General features: G+C 36.4%; 22 protein-coding genes. 16 read left to right on the top strand and 6 right to left on the bottom strand.

Translation table 11 applies throughout. The features are described from left to right. Window positions 1-55: 55 nt before the first annotated feature. On the bottom strand, window positions 56-1,459 hold the full coding sequence (locus NYE63_RS23180; RefSeq protein WP_342602899.1) for an NCS1 family transporter: 1,404 nt from the start codon (window positions 1,457-1,459) through the stop codon (window positions 56-58). Between the two features lie 424 nt (window positions 1,460-1,883). On the opposite strand from NYE63_RS23180, the gene NYE63_RS23175 reads away from it, so the two are divergent. The 3 genes from NYE63_RS23175 to NYE63_RS23165 all read left to right on the top strand — a co-directional run bounded on the left by NYE63_RS23175 (window position 1,884) and on the right by NYE63_RS23165 (window position 3,623). Then, the gene (locus NYE63_RS23175; RefSeq protein WP_342602898.1) at window positions 1,884-2,381 is read left to right on the top strand and encodes a hypothetical protein; all 498 of its coding nucleotides are present in this window, start codon (window positions 1,884-1,886) and stop codon (window positions 2,379-2,381) included. 174 nt (window positions 2,382-2,555) lie between these two features. Beyond that, complete coding sequence (locus NYE63_RS23170) at window positions 2,556-2,786, top strand: DUF3953 domain-containing protein (RefSeq protein WP_342602897.1); 231 nt, start codon at window positions 2,556-2,558, stop codon at window positions 2,784-2,786. Window positions 2,787-2,936: 150 nt separating this feature from the next. Continuing rightward, window positions 2,937-3,623 carry an MBL fold metallo-hydrolase gene (locus tag NYE63_RS23165; RefSeq protein ID WP_342602896.1) on the top strand — a complete coding sequence of 229 codons (687 nt, stop codon included), beginning with the start codon at window positions 2,937-2,939 and terminating at the stop codon, window positions 3,621-3,623. 251 nt (window positions 3,624-3,874) lie between these two features. Here NYE63_RS23165 and NYE63_RS23160 read toward each other — a convergent pair whose 3' ends face one another. After that, window positions 3,875-5,263 carry a PLP-dependent aminotransferase family protein gene (locus NYE63_RS23160; RefSeq protein WP_342602895.1) on the bottom strand — a complete coding sequence of 463 codons (1,389 nt, stop codon included), beginning with the start codon at window positions 5,261-5,263 and terminating at the stop codon, window positions 3,875-3,877. A 218-nt stretch (window positions 5,264-5,481) separates the two neighbouring features. On the opposite strand from NYE63_RS23160, the gene azlC reads away from it, so the two are divergent. The 3 genes from azlC (at window position 5,482) to NYE63_RS23145 (ending at window position 7,052) form a co-directional block, all read left to right on the top strand. Beyond that, complete coding sequence (gene azlC, locus NYE63_RS23155; RefSeq protein ID WP_342602894.1) at window positions 5,482-6,195, top strand: azaleucine resistance protein AzlC; 714 nt, start codon at window positions 5,482-5,484, stop codon at window positions 6,193-6,195. Continuing rightward, complete coding sequence (locus NYE63_RS23150; RefSeq protein WP_141992276.1) at window positions 6,192-6,524, top strand: branched-chain amino acid transporter permease; 333 nt, start codon at window positions 6,192-6,194, stop codon at window positions 6,522-6,524. Before azlC ends, NYE63_RS23150 begins: the two co-directional genes overlap by 4 nt. Window positions 6,525-6,596: 72 nt before the next feature. Continuing rightward, window positions 6,597-7,052, top strand: a complete 456-nt coding sequence (locus NYE63_RS23145; RefSeq protein ID WP_342602893.1) for a hotdog fold thioesterase — start codon at window positions 6,597-6,599, stop codon at window positions 7,050-7,052. 229 nt (window positions 7,053-7,281) lie between these two features. Here the strand turns inward: NYE63_RS23145 and NYE63_RS23140 are convergent, their stop codons facing one another. After that, window positions 7,282-8,643 carry a D-serine ammonia-lyase gene (locus NYE63_RS23140; RefSeq protein ID WP_342602892.1) on the bottom strand — a complete coding sequence of 454 codons (1,362 nt, stop codon included), beginning with the start codon at window positions 8,641-8,643 and terminating at the stop codon, window positions 7,282-7,284. Window positions 8,644-8,791: 148 nt separating this feature from the next. Between NYE63_RS23140 and NYE63_RS23135 the strand changes: the two genes are divergently transcribed. The 6 genes from NYE63_RS23135 (at window position 8,792) to NYE63_RS23110 (ending at window position 16,070) form a co-directional block, all read left to right on the top strand. Then, complete coding sequence (locus NYE63_RS23135; protein ID WP_342602891.1) at window positions 8,792-9,337, top strand: XRE family transcriptional regulator; 546 nt, start codon at window positions 8,792-8,794, stop codon at window positions 9,335-9,337. 367 nt (window positions 9,338-9,704) lie between these two features. Further along, complete coding sequence (locus NYE63_RS23130) at window positions 9,705-10,349, top strand: MBL fold metallo-hydrolase (protein WP_342602890.1); 645 nt, start codon at window positions 9,705-9,707, stop codon at window positions 10,347-10,349. 174 nt (window positions 10,350-10,523) lie between these two features. Beyond that, window positions 10,524-10,931 (top strand): YbaN family protein, encoded by a 408-nt coding sequence (locus NYE63_RS23125; RefSeq protein WP_342602889.1) that lies wholly within the window; start codon window positions 10,524-10,526, stop codon window positions 10,929-10,931. A 711-nt stretch (window positions 10,932-11,642) separates the two neighbouring features. Then, window positions 11,643-13,208: an APC family permease gene (locus NYE63_RS23120; RefSeq protein ID WP_342602888.1), complete on the top strand. Its 1,566-nt coding sequence runs from the start codon at window positions 11,643-11,645 to the stop codon at window positions 13,206-13,208. Between the two features lie 33 nt (window positions 13,209-13,241). Further along, window positions 13,242-14,561 carry an argininosuccinate lyase gene (gene argH, locus NYE63_RS23115; protein WP_342602887.1) on the top strand — a complete coding sequence of 440 codons (1,320 nt, stop codon included), beginning with the start codon at window positions 13,242-13,244 and terminating at the stop codon, window positions 14,559-14,561. Window positions 14,562-14,774: 213 nt separating this feature from the next. Beyond that, window positions 14,775-16,070 (top strand): hypothetical protein, encoded by a 1,296-nt coding sequence (locus tag NYE63_RS23110; RefSeq protein ID WP_342602886.1) that lies wholly within the window; start codon window positions 14,775-14,777, stop codon window positions 16,068-16,070. 124 nt (window positions 16,071-16,194) lie between these two features. Here the strand turns inward: NYE63_RS23110 and NYE63_RS23105 are convergent, their stop codons facing one another. Beyond that, the gene (locus NYE63_RS23105) at window positions 16,195-16,434 is read right to left on the bottom strand and encodes a hypothetical protein (protein ID WP_342602885.1); all 240 of its coding nucleotides are present in this window, start codon (window positions 16,432-16,434) and stop codon (window positions 16,195-16,197) included. Between the two features lie 341 nt (window positions 16,435-16,775). Beyond that, window positions 16,776-17,285: a DoxX family protein gene (locus NYE63_RS23100; RefSeq protein WP_342602884.1), complete on the bottom strand. Its 510-nt coding sequence runs from the start codon at window positions 17,283-17,285 to the stop codon at window positions 16,776-16,778. Between the two features lie 550 nt (window positions 17,286-17,835). Here NYE63_RS23100 and NYE63_RS23095 point away from each other — a divergent pair. The 3 genes from NYE63_RS23095 to NYE63_RS23085 all read left to right on the top strand — a co-directional run bounded on the left by NYE63_RS23095 (window position 17,836) and on the right by NYE63_RS23085 (window position 21,361). Further along, window positions 17,836-18,849 carry an asparaginase gene (locus NYE63_RS23095; RefSeq protein WP_342602883.1) on the top strand — a complete coding sequence of 338 codons (1,014 nt, stop codon included), beginning with the start codon at window positions 17,836-17,838 and terminating at the stop codon, window positions 18,847-18,849. Window positions 18,850-19,000: 151 nt separating this feature from the next. Continuing rightward, window positions 19,001-20,434: an alanine/glycine:cation symporter family protein gene (locus NYE63_RS23090; protein ID WP_342602882.1), complete on the top strand. Its 1,434-nt coding sequence runs from the start codon at window positions 19,001-19,003 to the stop codon at window positions 20,432-20,434. Window positions 20,435-20,563: 129 nt separating this feature from the next. After that, the gene (locus NYE63_RS23085) at window positions 20,564-21,361 is read left to right on the top strand and encodes a fumarylacetoacetate hydrolase family protein (RefSeq protein ID WP_342602881.1); all 798 of its coding nucleotides are present in this window, start codon (window positions 20,564-20,566) and stop codon (window positions 21,359-21,361) included. A gap of 429 nt (window positions 21,362-21,790) precedes the next feature. On the opposite strand, the gene NYE63_RS23080 is transcribed toward NYE63_RS23085, so the two are convergent. Beyond that, on the bottom strand, window positions 21,791-22,006 hold the full coding sequence (locus NYE63_RS23080) for a hypothetical protein (protein ID WP_342602880.1): 216 nt from the start codon (window positions 22,004-22,006) through the stop codon (window positions 21,791-21,793). A 358-nt stretch (window positions 22,007-22,364) separates the two neighbouring features. Here NYE63_RS23080 and NYE63_RS23075 point away from each other — a divergent pair, with 358 nt between their 5' ends. After that, the gene (locus NYE63_RS23075) at window positions 22,365-22,808 is read left to right on the top strand and encodes a MarR family transcriptional regulator (RefSeq protein WP_342602879.1); all 444 of its coding nucleotides are present in this window, start codon (window positions 22,365-22,367) and stop codon (window positions 22,806-22,808) included.

Here is a 22,808-nt window from a genome sequence, read left to right as displayed (position 1 = left end):
AGCCATACTTAAAAAAAGGGATACTACCATTTTGAGTAGTATCCCTTTTTTTAAGTTAAAACTCATTCTCGAATATTGTCCCCTTTTTGAAACGTGAATCCCTAAAGGCAAACTTCATCAGAATAATATAGGCAATGCCTGCCACAACAACGCCGATGATCCAGGCCAGCTCTACTTTTATAAAGGCAGCGCCGGCGCCGATAAGCATAGCGAGCAGCGCGCATGGATTATATCCTGCAAATGGCCCTTCTTCTCTGTACAAATCGGCAACATTCATTTTTTGCTTTCTTAATATATAATATTCGACTAATAAAATCGAAACGATCGGACCTAAAAATGCGGAATAAATCAGAATGAACAAACCAAGGCCTTTCGCCGAAGAATCCTGTACAAGCACCCAAGGGAATGAGCAAAAAGCGAGAATCCCGGTTATGATAACGGCAACCTTATATTTCAACTTTGTAAGCAAGGTAATGACATAGGTTGGCGGAATAATATTGGCAACCATATTTACCGCAATTGCACCTATAACGATAAATGCAGAAACGCCTACTGTGATATAAGGATTATCCACCACGATTGCAAACGCCTTAACGGGATTGGAAATGCCGGTAGCGGAAGCAAGCATTACACCGATTGTCAGGACGAAGCCGTATGCTAGTAAAATGGGCGAAAAATACAAAAACCCTCGTTTTGCATCACTGATGCCAGACTTAAGCTCTCTTGAATAGTCCCCTGCGCTTAAAAAGATAGCCGCATAATTTCCTAAAAACATCATGATGAAAGCAAAGAACGGCAAGCCCCATGAACCTTCAGCGTGCACCCATTTTTCCGCGATGACCTCGCTATGTGATGTAAGAAGAATACCAAATACATAGACTAGTGCTAGCATGATAACAATGGATGCAAGCATTTCCACCCATTTGATGGCATGGAAGCCATATAGCGAAAGCACAATTTGCACCAATTGAATCGCGACAAAGCAAATGACGGTATTATCAAAAGTACCACCCGTAATGACCTTCACGATTTCGTTTAAGGCAGTACCGCCGATCCAACTTTGAAAACCGTACCAGATGATGGCTGGAATTCCGCGCAAAAGTGATGATATGATGGAGCCTTTCATCCCGAAAGACATTCTGAGCTGAACAACATAGGGAATGCCCGTCCTGTATCCAATCCTATCATTTAAAGCAAAAATCACGGATATGATAGCGATGGCAATGGCAGCTGCAGCAAATGTCTGAATGATGTTCAACGTTGCGGTTCCCGCTACGACTAAGCTTGCCCCAAGTGTCATATTCCCTAAATTGACGCCGTCTCCAATCCACATGAATGTATAGGATATCGGGCCAACCGTCCTATCTTCTTTGGTTCTCGGCTTCAGAGATTCATCCAAATCCGCAGCATGGTGGAACTCCGCTTCTTCTAAAGCATGACTTTCTAGATATGTAGACAATTTACACTCAACTCCCATTCATAGTGTTATATAATATATCTTGTGATGTAACAAAAACTAACATGAGAAAAGTATACAGGTTTCGTATTTAGGAATCATTAGAAGAAGTGTGAAATTTCAGATATTATTTTGTGCTTTTTAACTAAAAGAAAATCAAATGACTTCTTGTAATTAACTGGGGAGACATGAGTCCTGCTGTTTCGTGATTTGTTTGCAGTAAGTAAGGTTGCTGAGGCAGCCTTTTTCTTAGGGGAAAAACGGGGCAGGATAGTTAAGGACTAGGTATTAAGCATTGAAATTCATTAAAAAAACGTGATAAAATTCTTAAATCAGTGTGTAGAGATATTGGTCTTTTTTATTGACCAAAAATATATGTCTCACGATACGTCTGCCATCTGAAATATTTTTAAATGGAGATGATCATATGCACGAAGAAACAAGATTACCGCGGAATGGAAAAGACTTTGTATTATTCTTGGCGATTATATCAATACTTTCAGTCAACATTATCGCACCTCTTATTATGGGATTTAAATTCGGATTCAGTAAAGAAGTGTATTTTGAAACCCTACAAGTAATTCCATTTGTGTGGATTTGTGTCGTTTTACTGGTAACACTTGTTGTAAATCCACTTGTAAATAAACTCGTACAAAAGTTTATTGCACCTACGGACGGTTTTAATGCAAGAGTGTTATTCACGATATTATTCAGCGTAACCACCATGTCCATTTTACTGACGGTTATCGGATCTTGGATTGGCATGAGAGAAATTAGTTTGGAGCCGATTCAAACGTTCTTTTATGATTGGCCGCGTAACTTTTCCATCGCATTTTGGGTTGAAGCTTTGATCGCACAGCCGATAGCAAGATTTGCAATGAAAAAATTACATGAAAGCCAGGCCCGTAAAGCAGTAAATGCGTAACATTCAAATAAATTAAAAGCACACATAGCCGAGTGGTTTTATTAAAAAACCAGTCGGCTTTTTCGTGCGGAAAAGTGGGTTAGTGATTGAAGGAATTTCCATTTTCCACACAAATGAAAAGGTGTCAAATGGTATGATTAAATGAAAAAATTGTATTTAAGGAGAAATATATTCTTGAAAATAGTTAAACTCATCTTAGTAATGATTGTTCTTGCTTCATCAGCTTATCAACTAATTACTGGAAAATTCGAGTTGATGCCGTATTCTATGTTGTTCTTGGGTGCGCTTATGTTAGTAATAGGATTGGTCGAACTTCAAGGTGATAGAAAAGGTGGATTTTTGGGGTGCGTTTTTGTCTCATTATTTCTTTTCTTTGTTTCCATACAGGGTTTCTTTTTGAACTAACAGGCTCTTTACTTCAATAACTATGTTGTTTTCGGCAACTTTTTGTTATGCAATTAAAGGGGCAGGTAAAGGGGTATTTTGTTAAAATTAATAGTTGAAGAATATATAGAATACTCGGTTATCATAAACTGCAGGTCTGGAGGAGGGAAAATGAAGATAATAGAACTGCCAATTGAATTTGAATTTAATGGGCAAAAAAATTACATTAATCCTAGCTTGATTATATTGAAGAATGAACTAACTTTGGTCGATACAGGGTATCCTAATTTTTTACCTTTAATTGAATATGAAATTATAAAAAATGGTTATGAAATGAAGAATTTAAAGAATATAATCATTACTCATTATGATATTGATCATATAGGTTCCTTATATGATTTCAAGGAAAAGTATCCTTTGATTAACATTATAGCTAGTGAAGTAGAATCAACATATATTAGTGGTGAAATGAAGTCAGAGAGATTGGTTCAAGCCGAAGAAATGCTTGAAAATATGCCAGATCAAGAAATCGAATTCGGTAAATGGTTTATACAACAATTAAAGAAATTGAAGCATGTTTCAATTGATGAAAAGGTACACGATGGGGATCTGATTTTAGATAACGAATGTAGAGTAGTAGCAACACCAGGTCATACCTCAGGGCATATTTCATTATATTTTCCAAGTTTAAAAAGTGTAATATCAGGTGATGCAGCTGTTAAAGAGAATCAAGAATTGGGCATCGCTAATCCACAATTTTGTTTAAATGTCGAGGAAGCAGAACGGTCTTTAAGAAAGATTAAAGATCTTAAAGCTGAAAATTACTATTGTTATCATGGTGGGACATTCACTTCATAATTGGAAAATGGTGTTCGGTATGATCTCACCCCAAACCATGATTTTAAAACAAGATAGATTATCGTTATGTTTTTTACTGTCATCCTTAATAGATTGAAGAAATTTGCGAGACTCCTGCCGAATAACTGGCTAGCCGAGACCCCACAGACGTTTGCTTTGATGAGGCTTGGCAGCCAGTCGGCGGAAAGGGAGCGGATTTCTGAAATCGACTGGAACGTTTTTTTAAAAGATTCGATTTTCCGATCTTCGAATCAGTTGAGATACTGTTTTAATATGTCTAATCCTATTTTTAACTCATCAAATGAGTTTGTAGAAGAAAGTGCAATACGCAAGTACATATCAGGGGTGATCTGCCCGCTTTGGAATCGATTGGAATGAAAAACTCGAATACCGCGCCTTTTCAGATCCGTTTCCAGCTGTAACGCATCGTTATGCCCATGAATTGGAAGCCAACGATAAAGGCTGAGAGGATGTCCAACGTCCTTTCTTAAAGGAAAATATTCCGAATAAATACCATTTGCAGTCTGTGCAAGCTGTTTCTTTTGAGAAACAATTTCATGAGCCTTTCCTGATAGGATAAGCTCCGTGATAACCTCTGCATCAAAAGAAGAGGTCTTTACATTTATGTTGAAAATGGCCTGGGAAATTTTCTCGCGGAATACATCCCCATAGACCATATAGGCAACTCTTAATCCAGAACATATTGACTTAGAGGTGCCACAAATATAAATGCTCTGTTCTGGAAGTAAATGGTACATAGGCTGCCGGTAATCGGAGATAACGCCTGCCGTCAGAAATGCATGGATATCATCCTCAATCAAAATTAAACGATGCTTACGGATGACCGCCGCTATTTCTTGCTTTCGAATGTCTGGCATCATGATTGTGGTTGGATTGTTGCAAGAGGGCATCAGAAAAATGCCGTCAATATTTATTTGACAACACTGCTTTTCAAGTTCATCTGGCAGCATTCCGAACTGGTCTCCGGGAATGGGCACTAACTTAATATGGAACATCTTTGCCAACTCGATGAAGTTTGAATATGTGTATAAGTCGGTTGCAATTCTATTGCCAGGCTCAAACAAAGCAGCCAAGGCAACTGCCAATGCATTTTGGGCACCGGAAACGATTGCAATATGCTCTTGATCCGCATGAATGCCGAAGGATTCCATCCAGTTTAGAGCTGCTGTTTTTTGATGTGGAATACCAGTCGGATCGTTGTAATTCAGCAGCTGCTCCAAATAACTTTTGTTCACAGTTTTTAGAATGGTTTCTGATACAATATCATTGGTTTGCTCAAAAGATGCCACAAAACCAAGATCAATGCTATTTGCCGTTTTATCCGCGGAAATGGTTATAGAACGAGTGGCATTGGGAGCCACAAAGGTTCCGCTTCCTGTAACGGCATATATTAATCCCTTTACCTCGCATATTTTGTAGGAACGGGTAATGGTGGTGAAGTTTAAATCAAGAAAATCTGCCAATTCTCGTTGCGGAGGCAACTTTGTTCCAGGTGCTAAAAAACCATTTGTTATATCTTGTTCAAGTAATGATGCAAGAGATTTATAAAAAGGACGCTTTAATGCTTTCTTATCAGGTTTCCAAGACATTGGATAATTGTCAAATGAATTTACTGGCATACTTCACCTCTACTATCTTATTCCATACAATCATATCATTTTTTGTATGGAATTCTAATAATGAAACGGGATGATTTATATAAGAATATCTATCAGTGCCTCCATTTTTATGAAATGGGGGTATTTTATATAAATTGTAATCCATACAATTAACTTGTTTTTTGTACGGATTTTGTATGTTAAGTTTAAATAAATTTAGCCATCAGGATGTGAAATTTATGAAAAAAAGAACTCAAATGCTAACTGCATTTCGTGCAGCCTTTCCGTACACAATGCCCATTTTTGCAGGCTTTTTATTTTTAGGCATCGCTTATGGAATCTTTATGAATTCATTAGGTTTCAGTGCGATTTACCCGATATTGATGAGTCTAACAATATTTGCAGGATCAATGGAATTTATTGCAGCCAATTTATTGCTTGTCGCATTCAATCCGATTAACGCCCTTTTTCTAACTTTAATGGTGAATGCACGGCATTTGTTTTATGGCATTTCCATGCTGGATAAGTACAGGGGGACCGGGAAGAAAAAGCTGTATCTGATTTTTGGGCTTTGTGATGAGTCTTTTTCCATCAATTGTACCGTTGATGTTCCGAAGAATGTAGACAAGGGCTGGTTCATGTTCTTCGTGACACTGCTCAATCATTCCTATTGGGTGATAGGGTCAGCGATTGGCGGCATTTTTGGCTCCCTTGTCAAATTCAATACAGAAGGACTCGATTTTGTTATGACGGCTCTCTTTGTAGTCATTTTCATTGAACAGTGGATGAAAGAGAAAAACCATCATAGTGCTCTCGCAGGGCTTGGACTGTCAGCAGTCTGTCTTATTATTTTTGGCGGAAGCAATTTCATCATCCCTGCCATGTTTTCAATTTTGGGGGTACTCACCTTACTTAGAAAGCCATTAGAGAAAGTTGAGGTCAAGACCATATGACAATGGATTTAACGCAGCAAATCATTACAATAGCAATGGTTGTTCTAGGCACAATGCTTACAAGGTTTCTTCCATTCATCGTTTTCCCATCAGGTAAACCCACACCGAAGTATGTACAGTATCTAGGTAAGATACTGCCATCAGCAGTAATTGGGCTTTTGGTCATTTACTGTTTAAAGGATGTAAGCCTACAATCCGGAAGTCACGGCATCCCTGAATTTATGGCGATAGCGGTAGTTGCTCTGCTTCACATTTGGAAGAAAATGATGCTCCTCTCCATAGCAGGGGGAACGATTGTCTACATGATGTTGGTACAATTGGTTTTTTAAATGGATAATAATTAGCACATCCAACTCACGTCACAATTACTGATATCAATGGTATTGAAGGGGGAGGTACTAGTGAAGGAGAAAATTGATGAGTATCAAATTTATGAAAAACACTATGAACAAATTCATGAGCAAGTAAAAAACGATCCGTATGCTCAGTCGTTAGGCATTCAGTTAACAAAATTCGAGGCAGGTTTTGCAGAAGCAACAATAGAAGTGCAAAGCACTATGGTAAATGCATATGGAACTGTTCACGGGGCAGTCATTTATGCTGTAGCAGATCATGCTTTTTCCGCAGCCTGTAATGCATATGGAAAAACATCCTTAGGACTCTCGACAACCATCCAGTTTATTGAATCAGCTAAACCCGGAGACAAGATAGTAGCCCGTTCCACAGAAGTTAAACGAAACTATCGGACAGGTTTTTATCGAATAGACGTCTTGCATGAGCAAAACCTGATAGCGACCATGGAGGCGGTGTCCTACCGTAAGGATCATTATTTTATTGAACTTGATGAACAAGATTGAGCAGTACAATAGTTATTGATCAGAGGACTTGAAAAAATAGGGCTCCTCAGTAAGATATGAGTAAGACACCACTCTAACTCAATACCTTAGGAGGAACCCTAATATGAAAAAATGCAAGATAAACAATATCAGCTAATAGAGAGAATTTCCGATAAACACCTTGTTGTTGGAGTGGAAATCAACGTTCGAATGTCTACAGTCTAAAACGGGCTATCTCCCCCGTGTTAAATTACTTCTGTTTCTCTAACGCTAATTTCAACCCTTTTTGATAATACTGCTTCATCATTTCTTCAGGAACCATGCTTCCGCCAGTCCCCCAAATAATATGTGTACCCTTACTCATCTTTTCCGTTAAACGATGCTTCTGTAAATAATCGGTGCCCTCTTTACATAATTTACTTGGTCCTATCATGCCTGCTAGTGCTGAAGGTTCTAAATGGATCCCCTCTGTATCGACTAGCTCTTTTAGCAACTTATACAACTGTTCATCGCTAACCGTATAATTACCACTTAAAAAAGGTTCCATAGTTTTACCCACAAACCCAGATGGCTTTCCTACAGCAAGTCCATCCGCGTCTGTTACATTATCGATGCCAACATCTTGTACAGAAACTTTATCATGAAGTCCAGTCATTAAACCGAGTAACATACATGGTGAGTGGGTAGGTTCTGCAAAGAAACAGTGAATATGGTCTTGATACAATAATTTCAAGCCAAAAGCTACGCCTCCAGGACCACCGCCTACTCCGCATGGAAGGTAAACAAACAAAGGATGATTTTCATCTATTAATATCTCTAGCTCTTCCAATTGTTTCTTCAAACGAGATGCAGCCACTGCATATCCTAAAAATAGGTCGTGGGAATTTTCATCATCCACAAAATAACATGTTGGGTCACTATCTGCTTGGATTCGGCCTTCCTCTACAGCTTTACTATAATCAGCTTCATATTCAATGACTTTGACATTTTTGCTTCTAAGCAATTCCTTTTTCCACTGCTTTGCATCAGCTGACATATGAACGGAAACATTAAAACCTAACTTTGCACTGATGATGCCAATACTAAGTCCTAAATTTCCAGTCGAGCCTACTGCGATTGAATATTTTGAGAAAAGGGTTCGGAACCTATCACTATCTAAAATCGAATAATCATCTTGAATTGTTAACAAATGATGTTGGAAAGCTAATTCTTCCGCATGTTTGAGAATTTCATAGATCCCGCCTCTTGCTTTAATAGATCCTGATATAGGAAGGTGACTATCACATTTTAGTAATAATTCTCCTAATATAGGTTGTTGATAATCCTGTTCCAAGGATTGTTTCATGGCAGGAATCCTCACTAAAGGAGATTCTATGATACCGTTCGTCCCTTTTGTTTCAGGGAAAACCTTGGCGATATATGGTGCAAAACGTTTCAACCTTTCCTCTGCATCTCTAACATCTTCTTGAGAAAGGGGGGATTTTTTAATTCCTGTTTGAAATTTTTCGACATTTGGATTGAGCCAAAATACTTCATCCGTCGAAATGAGCTTCTTTAATAAAGGATATTTGTCTTTCCATGATTGTAATTCTTTGCTTTCCATCTCTTTCATTGGGACCCTCCTCATTTTCTTGTAACCAATTGTTTGGTGAATTATAATTAAATAAAATTTAATACAGTTTAACACACAATCATCTCGATGTTAATTTATATTTAATTTATTTAAGTGTGATTTAATAAGACGTTAAGGAGTAGCGGTTATGGAAAATATAGATATTGGCAAGAAAGTTGAAAAATATAGAAAAGCTAAAGGATTGAGTAGTAGAGAGTTAGCAAAATTAGCTGAAATTACACCTTCAATGTTAAGCCAGATTGAACGAGGTTTGGCGAATCCTTCTATTCAGACCTTAAAGGTCTTAGCTAAAACCCTGAATGTTCCAACATTTAGTTTTTTACTTGAAGAAACGATTACGGAGGATTTAATCGTTAGGTCCAGTAAACGTAAGAAAATGATCATTGATAATTTGTCTTATGAGTTATTGTCACCTGATTTTACGGGTAATTTAGCAACAGCGATTATGAAAGTTCCTCCGAATATTTCTTCTTCAGAAAGCCCTATAGAACATAGAGGAGAGGAAGTAGCATTTATTTTGGAAGGGAAAATCAAGCTGTATTTAGGTGAAGAAGAATATATATTGGAAGCTGGTGATAGTGTGAAAATACCAGCAAATTTCAAACATAAATGGGAAAATAATTCTAGTCAGAATGCAGCTGTATTATTTTCAGTTACCCCGCCTGCGTTTTAATGAAAAAAATTTTTTGTGTAATGTTCTTTCACAATTTGGCGCGATTCTTTAATGAGAATCGCTTTTCTTCTGGAATAAAAGGGACAGATCAGGTATAGAAGGACTATTACATGAATAATGGAATAATAATGAATGGAATAAATAATGACAGGTTGCCATGGTTATAGGTGTAAGCCATAGCCAAGGAATTGGTTCTAGGAGGTATTGTTTACATACTGGGATTCAAAACCCTGGTCAAGTGTCGAATGAAATTTTGTAAGACAGCGTTAGTTATTAAATAAAATAGACTATTACTGAACAGTAGGTACGGGGTTCCTTAAAAGTTGCTTGATTTTAATAATTTTGAATCAATAAGGAGAATTTTAGTATGAAAATAAAATGGTTTGGACATTCTGCCTTTTTACTAACATCCGAAAGTGGAACCAGGATTCTTATTGATCCATATCATCGCTTCATCCGTTACCGTATGCCGAGTGTTGAACCAGATATAGTTGCCGTTACACATGATCATTTCGATCACAATAAAATTCAAGTTGCAACAGGTGAATACTTGCTTGTTAATGAGCCGAAGGAATACATCCGCGAAGATGTAAGAATTAGTGGATTTAAGACATTTCACGACAAGGTTAATGGCGAGAAGAGAGGCCCCAATATTTTATATCGTTTCCAAATGGACGGTTTAACTATCTGTCACTGTGGAGATTTAGGGCATCTATTATCAGAAGAACAGGTAAATGAAATTGGAAAAGTAGATATACTCATCATCCCTGTAGGAGGTACATTCACGATTAATGCAATAGAAGCTACTCAAGTGATGCGTCAGTTGAAATCTACTATTACAATTCCCATGCACTATAGAACAAAGGCATTGTCGGTTGTTGGCTTGATGTTTTCAAAGGTAGATAAGTTTCTTCAGATTTCCGGACAGCGAACAACCGAAGTTGAGACATTGGATATTTCCAATGAAAGTTTGTCGGAATATGCTGGTGTCGTAACTATGCTGTATGAATGAATCGATAAGAAATCCTGTTTAAGCATTTTTTTAGTTCACATCAGCATCTCTTTTTCTTTATGTAATTAACGGGTCAGCTTAGTTCAAGAAGAAAAAGGGAAGATACTAATCAGTGATGTTTAATCAATTAGACTTCCTCTTTACGTTATAAGGGGATAGAATATAAATAAAAAGGTGATTACAATTAAAAAAGTAAAAAGTATCCTATTTTTTCTTCTTGGGTCCATATCTCTTTTGATTGGTATTGCAGGGACTGTGTTACCAGTTCTGCCGGGCGGTCCGTTTTACTTATTTGCTGCTTTTTGCTTTGCTAAAAGTTCCAAGTCGATTGAAAACTGGTTTAAAAACACCTCATTATATGAAAAATACGTTGAAGCATTCCTGCAAAAAAAAGGTATGACTCGAAAAGAGAAAATCAGAATCAATATAATTGCCGATTTCTTCATCGTAATTTCTGTATTTTATGTGGACATCCTGTTAGTGAAAATCTTATTGATAGTGCTCGCCCTCTACAAACATTATTATTTCATTAAAAAAATTAAGACAATTGACCCGAACAATACAAAACAAAGGGCTTTTTGAAAATCCTATTCAAATAACGGGTCCTTACTTCAATAAGGGAGTTGCTTCGGCAGCTCTTTTTCCTATGGAGCTAACGGGGCAGGATCGTCGTAATAAAATCAATATATTTTGGATAAGAAGGCCGCCAATTGGCGGCCTTTTGAATGTAAAAAGCACCCTTAATGAGCTCTCGCCACACCATCAAGTTAAAACTCCATAACTCCCCCAGAATGAAATTTTGGGCTCATTTTGTAAAAACACAAAAACCCTTTTTTCGTTGGGGTCGATTTGTTTTCTTAGCTTGATGGGCAGGAGGTACCGGCAGCATTACGCGGAAAACATATTCTAAGCAAGTTTCCCCTACCCTCTCTGGTCCTGCATATGGGCCAGCATGAAGTGGGTGATGCTTGCCTTAACTCAGTGAACGAACTCCTTTAGTATGTGTGTTGTGAATTTTCAAAAAATAATATTGCAAAATGCAAACGATTCAAATAAAATCAATTTAAGGTAATTACGTTTTTTTGACCTTAAAATAAATCTAGAATTGAGCTAATCCTTTTTGGCTAAGCTAATTCCTAGTTGTTAGTTTGGATTTTGTCCCATCCATTAGGTAAAGTTAGCTTCCCAAAGTATTACCTTAAAAATTTGAAAGGAGTTAATTATTTTAGGTACAGTACTAAGCTATCCATGTTTGCAAATAATAATATACCCCATTAAGAGAGAGGGAATTTCATGAATCAAGAACGATATTTGAAAAAGAAAATGGGCTTTTGGTCACTTACTGCATTATCTCTTGGAGGAATTATTGGATCAAGTTGGCTTTTTGGACCATGGAATACGGCAAAAATGGCTGGACCAGCTGCTATTATGTCTTGGATTATTGCTGCATTCGTCATTACTCTAATAGCACTTGTTTATGCTGAATTAGCAAGGGTAAGACCAGAAACAGGCGGTTTAGGTCGTTATCCCCTTTATTCTCATGGAAAATTGCTTGCTACAGTGACTAGTTATTCGATTTGGCTTGGCTACTGTGCCACAGCACCCGTTGAATCATCGGGAGTTATTCAATACGCTAATGAGTTCTGGCCAGGCCTATATGATATATCCAAGGAGCAACTAACGACAACAGGAATTCTAGCATCGACTGTTTTAATGGTGTTCTTTGTTGTGGTGAACTATTTTGGAGTGAAATTATTTGCTGTCACGAATACCATTATTACCACGATTAAATTTATAGTACCTGTCCTAACCATCATTGCTTTTTTTATGACAGGGTTTCATGAAGAGAATTATACAAGTCATGGGTTTGCCCCTAATGGATATGGCGCAGGATTAAGCGCAATCTTAACTAGTGGTATATTTTTTGCCTATACAGGATTCGGGAATGTGGTAATGATGAGTGGCGAGGTGGTAAACCCAAGACGGAATATTCCGCTTGCTCTTATCACATCGCTGTCAGTCTCGGCAATTTTATATGTTTTACTTCAAATCGTTTTTATAGGGGCCGTACCGCCCGAAATGCTAGCTAATGGTTGGAGTGGAATTAAATTTGACTCTCCTTTTGCGAATTTAGCACTTATGGCGAATATGGTTTGGCTGTCTTGGACCATTACAGCGGACGCAATGATTTCCCCAACTGGATCGGCGCTTGCTTATACAGCTGGAACTTCAAGACATGTTTTTGGAATGGCGAAGAGTGGATTCCTCCCTTCTTATTTCGGAACTATTAATAAAAGATTTGGAGTCCCAACACGTGCACTCACTCTCAACTTCCTCATTGGGTTGCTTTTCTTGTTCCCTTTAAAGAGTTGGACCGCAATTGTAGCAATCGTTGGAGCAATTGGGATTTTTAAATACGCCTCAGCATGTGTCACAGTAATGGTGTTTCGTAAGGTTGGTTTGACAAAAGACAACGGTATCCCAGGCATGAATTTTATTGCTCCTTTAGCCTTTGTATTTGCCACCCTACTTATTTATTGGACAAATTGGAGTAGGGTTCAACTTGCAATTTGGGGATTAGCAATTGGAATTGTTGGATATTTAATTACTCATTTTATCAATAAACATAAATCGATGGAAATTATTGGTGGGATCTATCTCGTCATTTATATTCTGATGCTCGTTGGGATATCATCAATCGGAAATTTTGGTGGTAAGGGTATTATTCCAGAGCCATTTATGTCTTACATCGTGGCAATAATAGGATTCATTTTTTACTATTTTGCTGTTTATAACGGAGTCTGGTACATGCGGAAAAAGGGGAATGTTCAAGAATTGCTGGATATGGATAACAATTAAATGCAACTTCATTTTACAAAAGGAGAAATGGTTATGAAGCTTTGGGGTGGACGTTTTAGAAAAGAAGAAAATAAATTAATGGAGGACTTTAATAGTTCTCTTCATGTTGATATGAGACTTTATTCTGAAGATATTAAAGGGAGTATTGCACATGTAAATATGCTTGTGAAATGTGAATTGCTTACCAAGGAAGAAGGAGAAAGTATTATTAAGTCACTTCTTTCTATATTGGAAGATATCGAGAGCGGAACATTAGTGATCGAAGGGGATTTTGAAGATATTCATAGTTTTGTTGAAGCAACATTAACAGAACGAATAGGTGAAACAGCAAAAAAACTCCATACAGCAAGAAGTCGAAATGATCAAGTTGCTTTAGATATCAGGCTTTACGCTAAAAATAAGGCGTTAGAAGTGATCGAGTATATTGAAGAACTTCAAAATAACCTGGAAGAAAAGGCAAAAGCAAACAATGTGATTATGCCCGGATACACCCATCTACAGCGAGCTCAAGTAGTAACTCTTAAGCACCATTTAATGGCCTACTTTAATATGCTGGATAGGGACAGAAAAAGAGTTCTTAATGCAATTGAAATTTTGAACGAAAGTCCACTGGGGTGTGGAGCATTGGCAGGGACAACTCATGTTATAGACCGAGAAATGACAGCAGAGGAGTTAGGATTTTCAAAACCTATAAACAATTTCCTCGATGGTGTTAGTGATAGGGATTACCTTTTAGAGTTAATGTCAAGTTTTTCGATCATCATGATGCATTTAAGCAGATTAAGTGAAGAACTGATTTTATGGAGCAGTCAAGAGTTTAAATTTATTAGTATTGATGATGCATATTCTACAGGTAGTAGTATTATGCCTCAAAAGAAAAATCCTGATGCAGCAGAGCTTATAAGAGGAAAAACAGGACGAGTATATGGTTCTCTTACTTCACTATTAACAACGATGAAAGGGTTACCATTGGCTTATAATAAAGATATGCAGGAAGATAAAGAACCATTTTTTGATGCATTGGATACAGTTTTGTCTTGTCTGGAAATTATGTCTAATATGATTTCTACTATGAAGGTGAATACTGAAAATATGAAAAAAGCTGTAAAATATGGCTTTCTCAATGCAACTGAAGTCGCTGATTATTTAGTTAGCAAAGGGGTTGCGTTCAGAGATGCCCACAGTATCGTTGGTTCTATTGTCATTTATTGTGAAGATCATAATAAAGCAATAGAAGAGTTGACTCTAGACGAATTGAAGAGCTTAAATCCATTAATTGAAGGGGACTTATATAACTTTATTGATTATCAAAATATATTAAATAAAGGCATTAAGGTGAACTTATTAAAATAACAATTGAAGAGCTATAGCATAGAAGATAAGTACGATCTATGCTAATAGCTCTTTATATTTTTTTTAAAACACATAATCAAACTCCCCTTTTAAATCAAGAGATACAATGTCTTGTGATAAATGTTTTTCCAATAGAAGAAGGATTAAACTTTAATTTCTTTCATTTTAAAGATAAGATTAAAGTAATTAAGTTTTTGAACTAAGGAGAAAAATATGTATAAAATTGGGGTAGTTGGTCCTAATTCATCAGTTGAGCGCATTATTAATTTAGGTAAAGAATATGAGTCGATCATGGAATTTAAAGCCTACCCATATGAGGATTTCAGAGAAACTGAAAAAATCGTTTTGGAATTCAATAAAAATGTGGATGTCTGGTTTTTTTCTGGCCAAATTTCATATATGGTTGCAAAAAATACTGTGGGAATAGGGGAAAACCTATTATATATTCATCATACTGAATCAGGCATCTATAAAAGCCTTTTGCATATGGGATATTTCCAAAAGGAATTTTTAAGTAAAGTAAGCATCGATGAAATAACTACAACCCATTTAGAGCAGGCGTTAAAACAAATTGATATTACTCCAAAAGAAATGTATATAAAAAACTTCAATGTTAATTCAAGCATGGAAGAATTAATCGCATTCCATCTTGATTTGTGGAAAGCCGGAAAAACGGAAGGTGCAATAACTTGCTTCGAGGCTGTATATCTAAATTTAAAAGAAGCAGGAGTACCAACCTATCGAATATCTACAACTGATATGGAAATTCGCCAATCATTAAGAATTCTTGCAGAAAAATCGAGAACTTTTTACTTTAGAGACACCCAAATTGGTGTTCAAATTATTGAAATTGAACATTTTGAGAAAATATTTGAGAAAGCTAAAAGCTCGTACCATCTACAATTTTTAGAGATAAAATTAAAAGAAACTCTTCTTAGATTTTGCGAACAATTGGAGGGGTCATTAGTTGAGAAGGGAAACGGCCGCTACTTTATCTTTAGTACACGGGGTACAATTGAATCCAAAATCAAAGATTTAAAAGATACTGTCTTTCTGTTGTCAAATGAATCCAATGCTACTGTAACCGTAGGAATTGGATATGGTCAAACACTTCATTCAGCAGAAATAAACGCTCAGCGTGCCATCCAGATTTCAAAAGAAAAGTCAGAGAAGGGCATCGTCATTGTACAAGAGGACGGAACAATGATAGAGTCTGCGGGTGAAGAGGAAGAATTACGTTTTTCTTACCGGATAGATGACAAGGATTTTATGCAAAAACTAAAAAAAGCCAAAATAAGTGTGAAAAATTATAATAAATTATATGCTTTAGTTAACAGATTAAAATTGAACGATTTTACAATAAAAGATTTAACAACGCATCTCTATTGGGATGAAAGTAATGCACGGCGTATTGTAGTAAGTTTATGTGATGTTGATTTAGCAGAAATCATTGGTGAGGAATCTTATTCTTCTCGAGGAAGACCAAGTAAAATTTATCGTTTAAAATAGCACCCATTTTTGGGTGTTTTTAGACTTTTAGCTGGTCTTTTTGATCCCTAGAATCTTTTTTTAAGCTGAAAAAGGAGGAGAAACATCAAATGCAAATTTGATGTTTTTTTTTCTTATCTTTCTTTTAAAAAACATCGACTTGAAGAACTGTATCTGACACGGCAGTTCCGGCACTTGTCGTTACTTTTAATGAGAGATTGTCTCCTGCTTGAAAAGAAACGGAAACATTATTATTAATAGTGGAAGTTTGTGAACCAGTCAATGAAACTGTAAGAGGTGTATCAATACCGTTTTTTCGAATTGTCCAAGTATCTGTATTAGAGGTTCCTGGTCCAATAACAGATCGTACATTTAGCGCTTTCAAAAGGCATTTTTCAACCCCAATTGTCATTGAAGTTGTAGTCAACTAATACTAATGAATTGCTAATGAAAAAATGCCGGTAATCAATTGGTGATTGTCCGGCATTTTGTTATTGGATGCGTAAGAACTTTCCACCTTTTCTTTACCCATAAATTATTACAAATTGAAGAATAATAGGGGATCCAGATAGGGGTAAGGCGTTAGAAAATGTATGTTTTCCCTGTTCTACGAAGTAATTTATATCTGGCAGTAATATTCCATTTATAAATAAGAATCACAATTATCGGCAAAAAAGAGGTCGGGTATCACTATCCCGACCTCTTTTTTTAATACTCTACTCTTTGTTAAGCTACATTTTTTACCTCTATTTTTCTGTTAGTAAATAGTTTTTCTTTAAGAGTAGGTATAATCATACCATCTACCCCATACCTTCCTGCATTCATAGCAGAAACAAGGATAAACATAGATAATAGAACAAGTTGTGGATTGGTACTTGTCGTGCCACTAAACAGATAAGAGAAGTTCATAATTAGACCAAAAAAGACAGCTGTTTTAGTGAAACAACCTACCAATAAACCTATCCCGACGAGGAATTCTCCCCAAGGTACTAACGTATTGAATATTTCTACATTAGGAATGGCTACATTTTCAAGAAATACAACCCACCATCCCTGAACAGCCGGATGCTCTCCAGTTGAATTTGCCAACGCACCCTGTAAGAAACCAGAAGCATCAAATTGTCCGCCTGTTAACTTTCCCCAGCCAGCCATAACCCACGTATATCCGAGATACACACGCAACACAGCCAAAAGAATGGAGACATTTTTGTTAAGCTTTAAAAGATTAATAAACATACTTTTCCTCCCTATAATTTAAAAATAATGACTAGGAGATATAATAACATAATTGAAAACGATTTTCATTATCAATAATATAAATAATATATAAACAATCTCCTTTTAATACAATTTGAGGTAATATAGCCCACACTAATGATGCATAGAAGATTGGAGCTGTCTTTAAGGCAGCTCTTTTCTTATTTCACTAAATGATTCACGTATATAAAAACATTTAGAAAAAACTATAATATTCTCTTTAAAAACATATAAACACGTTGATGTATAGGCTTAAACATCTAAGTTGTAATTAAGTATCTTAATGAAATAATTATCTTTTTGATATTTATTATTTGTAATAACTCAGCTCAGATTCAGGAAGCAAACACCATTCTGTGGATTCAAAAAATGGATGAAGTGTACGAAAATTGAATATTTTTTATCTTGAATTATTATATTTATGTTACTATAATTACAATAAAAGTACGCGAATTGAATATACATACGCGAATTGAATACTTTCTTTTAAAAAACTTATTGTAAAAAAGAGATAGAGGAGCCATTATCATTGAAAAAATTAATATTGTTTACGACGGGTGGAACAGTAGCCTCACTTGAAGGAGAAAACGGACTTGTACCTGAACTGCATGCCGATGATCTATTAAGTTACATACCTGAATTAAATGTACGTTGCCGTATTGATACGAAAGAGTTAATGAACATTGATAGCACCAACATGCAACCAGAGTTTTGGATAGATATGGCAAATGCTATTTATGAACATTACGATCACTACGATGGCTTTATTATTACGCATGGTACCGATACAATGGCTTACACATCAGCTGCACTTTCTTATATGTTACAAGATGCATCAAAACCGATTGTTATTACAGGTTCGCAAATTCCTATTTCGTATAGTAAAACGGATGCAAAACGAAACATTTCAGATGCCATTCGTTTTGCTTGTGAAGATATAGGTGGGGTATATATTGTATTTGACGGCAAAGTCATTCAAGGGACAAGAGCGATTAAACTTAGAACGAAAAGCTATGATGCCTTTGAAAGTATTAATTATCCGTATGTTGCATCGCTACATGATGACCATATTGAATATAATAAATCGATTCATATTCAAAAAAAGAGACACATTCAAAAAAAGAAACACATTCAATTAGATACATCACTTTGTACAGATGTAGCGGTTGTGAAATTACATCCTGGGATAAAACCAGAATTTTTTGACTGCCTAAAAGATTTGTATAAAGGAGTGGTTGTGGAGAGCTATGGAAGTGGTGGTGTTCCTTTTCAAGTGCGCAACATTTTGGCGAAATTAAATGAATTAATAGAGCACGGTGTATCAGTTGTCATTACGACTCAATGTCTAGAAGAAGGAGAAGACATGGGTATATATGAAGTCGGTCGGAAAATTGACCATAATCGTGTAGTACGTTCTAAAAATATGAACACAGAAGCAATCGTGCCGAAATTGATGTGGGTGCTAGGAAAAACAACAGATCCTAAAAAGGTAAAAGAAATGATGGAAACATCGATTGCAGCAGATATTACATTATATTTTTGAGGTACTGCTATCAAAGCTATTAACTCAAATATTTGGGGGCTATATAACTCCTGACTTTGGACAGAATTCATCAGTTGATGAAGTTGATCTTTTTACAGTGAAAAAACTAGTTATCTCCTAAGCTAGTAAATTTTTTATAAGAGGTGATAGAATGCAACAATTATTACATGATGTAGTTGGTGTAACAAATGAATTCCTTTGGTCAAAATTATTAGTTATTATGCTTGTTTCTTGTGGGATTTATTTCACATTTAAATTGAAATTTGTACAGGTTCGAATGTTAAAGGAAATGGTCCGTGTTTTAATGGAAGGGAGAACTAGTTCTAAAGACAGCGTTTCCCCATTTCAAGCTTTCTGTATTGGTATGGCCGCACGCGTTGGAACAGGTAATATCACAGGAATTGCGATTGCAATTGCATTAGGCGGTCCTGGAGCGATATTCTGGATGTGGATTATTGCTATTATTAGCTCAGCAACCAGCTTTATTGAAAGTACGTTAGCGCAAGTATATAAAGTAAAAGATAAAACTGGTTTCCGAGGCGGTCCATCTTATTATATGGAAAAAGGATTAAACAAACGTTGGATGGGAGTATTATTCTCCATTTTAATTACGCTTTCTTTCGGTCTTGTATTCAATTCTGTACAATCAAATACCGTTACAATTGCTTTTGAGAACTCATTTGGTTCAGATCGTTTAACTGTAGGGATTCTCATGACACTTGCTTTCGCTGCGATTATCTTTGGCGGTGTGAAGCGTATTGCAAAAATTGCTGAATACAAGGTTATGATTCTAGGTGTGTTATACCTTGGAATGGCATTATTTGTCGTAGCAATGAACATAACCAAAATGCCGGAAATTCTTTCTCTTATTATTAATAACGCGTTTGGCTTTGAACAAATAGCAGGCGGTTCAATAGGCGCTGCGTTCATGAATGGAGTTAAACGTGGATTATTCTCGAATGAAGCTGGTATGGGGAGTGCGCCAAACGTTGCCGCAACGGCAAAAACAAGTCATCCGGTGAAACAAGGACTTATTCAAGCATTTGGCGTATTAACGGATACACTGATAATCTGTACAAGCACAGCATTTATTATTTTACTTTCTGATGCTTATAAACATCCAGGGCTAACTGGCATTGCACTTACACAAACATCATTAAGTGAACACATCGGTTCCTGGGCATCAGGTTGTCTTGCTATCTTTGTTTTCCTATTTGCATTCGGTTCGTTAATTGGTAACTATTATTATGGGGAAACAAATATTCGATTTTTACACAAAAGTAAAGTGTGGTTGATTCTATATCGAATAGGCGCGTTCGCCATGATTGTATTCGGTTCGGTTGCAAAGGTCGAGCTTGTATGGGATTTAGCAGATTTATTTATGGGCTTGATGGTTATCGTAAACTTAATTGCCGTCCTCTTATTATCAAAAGTAGCTTTTGCAGCATTAAGTGATTATATGAAACAGAAAAAAGCTGGTCAAGATCCAGTTTTTTATAAAGACAGCATTAAAGGTCTTGAAAATCTTGAATGTTGGGAGCACTCTCAAGATGCTATCACTTTTAAAAAGGAAAACATTATGTAATAAAAAAGTTTTTCTGACATAAGGGTTTGGTATTATCCCCTACAGGGGGCTTGTTTGCGATTATGAGGAGAGCCGAATTTTATATATCTGAGGTAAGTATATCTTACTCATCAAAGGAGTTTATTCATCATGCATGTGCTACAAAAAACACAAAAAATAGTTCGCTATCAGAATCAACAGGGCAAAATACATTACGGTATTGTTGAGGATGAGATGATATTACAACTGTCTAGCAGTTTTGCTGAACTTGTCAACAAGGAAATAAAGTATGACGGGGTAAAGGTGAAATATAGTGACGTGAAAATTCTGGAACCTGTAAAACCTTCTAAAGTGGTTAATTTCGGCTGGACGTATGCAGGTCATGCGAAGGAAACAGGGGGAGAGGCAAACCTTGTAGAACCATTTCTATTCTTAAAGCCATTATCTGCGCTTATTGCAGACAAGGAGAAAATTATCCTTCCTCCAAACGAGCTATCCAATCAAGTGGAGCTTGAAGGGGAAGTAGCACTGGTCATTGGAAAGCGCGGAAAAAACATCAAAGAAGAAGATGCGCTTGATTATGTATTTGGTTGCACGATATTTAATGACGTCACAGCAAGAGATCTTACAAAAACAGATCCACAGTTTACGCGGGGCAAAGGATTTGATACATTCGGACCTTTGGGACCGTACATCGTTACCGGGGTAGATCCCACTAATTTGCGGATTGTGACCACTTTAAACGGCCGCGTTGTCCAAGACGGAAATACCAATGAAATGTCACTAAGCATTCCGTTTCTAATCAGCTGGCTTTCGCAGGTGATGACACTGGAGCCCGGTGACATTTTGGCCACGGGTTCACCATCTGGCAGCTGCCCGATCAAATCGGGGGATGAGGTCGTTGTTGAAGTCGAGAATATCGGCCGGTTGTGTAATGGTGTCCAGTAGGATTTGCCAGAATTCTTAATGTCGAAATATGAAAATATTCATAAATAGATGAGCCGACTTTTTAAAATGTTACAGGGGGCATCGCAATAAAAAGAAAGAAGAGTTTCTTTGTACTTGTATTCGCATGTGGTGCTGCTAAGAAACGGCAGTATTTAAAGAGCTTGGTGTCAACTTATTTGAGATAGATGATAAACCTGATGGTCAATGGCTAAATATAGTTGAGTATTGAATCATTCCTTAATGAACTAACGGGTGCGTCAGTTCATTAAGGCTCACTAAAAATAATCAAAATATTTTATAAAAACTGTATCCTAAATCACAAGAAAATCCATTTTGATCAATCTTTTTTCAAAATGGATTTTTTTATTTACGCTAATATGGGGGTTATAGAGGACATTGTGATTAATCTTTATTAAAAAGCTACAGCAGTTAAAACATATCATTAACTTCCCATGATTCGACCAATTGATGCGCCGTCCTTGGATCATATCCTTTACCCATCAGATAGGCAATAGCTGCAATTTCCATCATTGCATGAGGGATAGATGTTTTTTGAGCTTCGTTTAAACCATACTGTACCCATGGGCCAACCTGTGACAATGTTTCTTGTTTGAGATGGTGTGGGTTAGTGCAAGGAGGATACACATTATTCCATCCTTTCAAAATGTAGTTAAATATCACAATCCTTTTTAAGCACCTTAACTCATCCCGTGTTCGATAATTTCTAATTTTATAAAAGTTATGGGTCAAAGGATGTACTTCTTCAACAATAGATGGGAGTTAGTTTAAGGGGAAAATTTCACAAGTGTTTCTAATTAACGTATTGTAACTTCCTCGAGAAGAAAAAAATCAACCTAAAAGTATGTAAACTAAATCAGGTTCAGGCTAATTGGTTAAACTAGTAATATCGATTGATCCTTCAATGATTCAGAAAAATGTTGACAAAGTCCACTAATTACAATAAAGTATTAGTGGATAAAGTCCACTAAAAAGGAAGTCTAGAATGAATATAAATAAAAATACCATAGCTGATATACGGCAATTCAATAGATTTTATACGAATATACTTGGTGTATTGGATAAGCATATATTTGATACAGGATATTCTTTAACTGAGGCACGGGTAATTTTAGAAATCGGTTTGATGGAGCAGTGTATAGCAAACAATTTAGTTGATAAACTGGAAATTGATCGCAGTTATATGAGTAGAATAATTACCAAGCTAAGTAAAGATGGACTGGTTATTAAAGAAAACTCGACCTTGGATAACAGAACTAGTCTGATTCGGTTGACTCATAAAGGGATGACTCTTTTTAACAAGATTAATGAAAAATCAGATGAACAATTAGTGAGGTTATTCCAAGGATTATCACAAAATGAAATAAAAGAAATCCATACTTCTATGATGTTCATTCAGAAGAAATTGGATAGTTTGGGGAGAATATAG

Origin of the sequence: Peribacillus sp. FSL E2-0159 (assembly GCF_038643155.1) — a bacterium.
Classification (GTDB): domain Bacteria; phylum Bacillota; class Bacilli; order Bacillales; family DSM-1321; genus Peribacillus; species Peribacillus simplex.
Note: the sequence above shows the minus strand (reverse complement) of the source record. Positions and strands in the feature narration are given on the sequence as shown.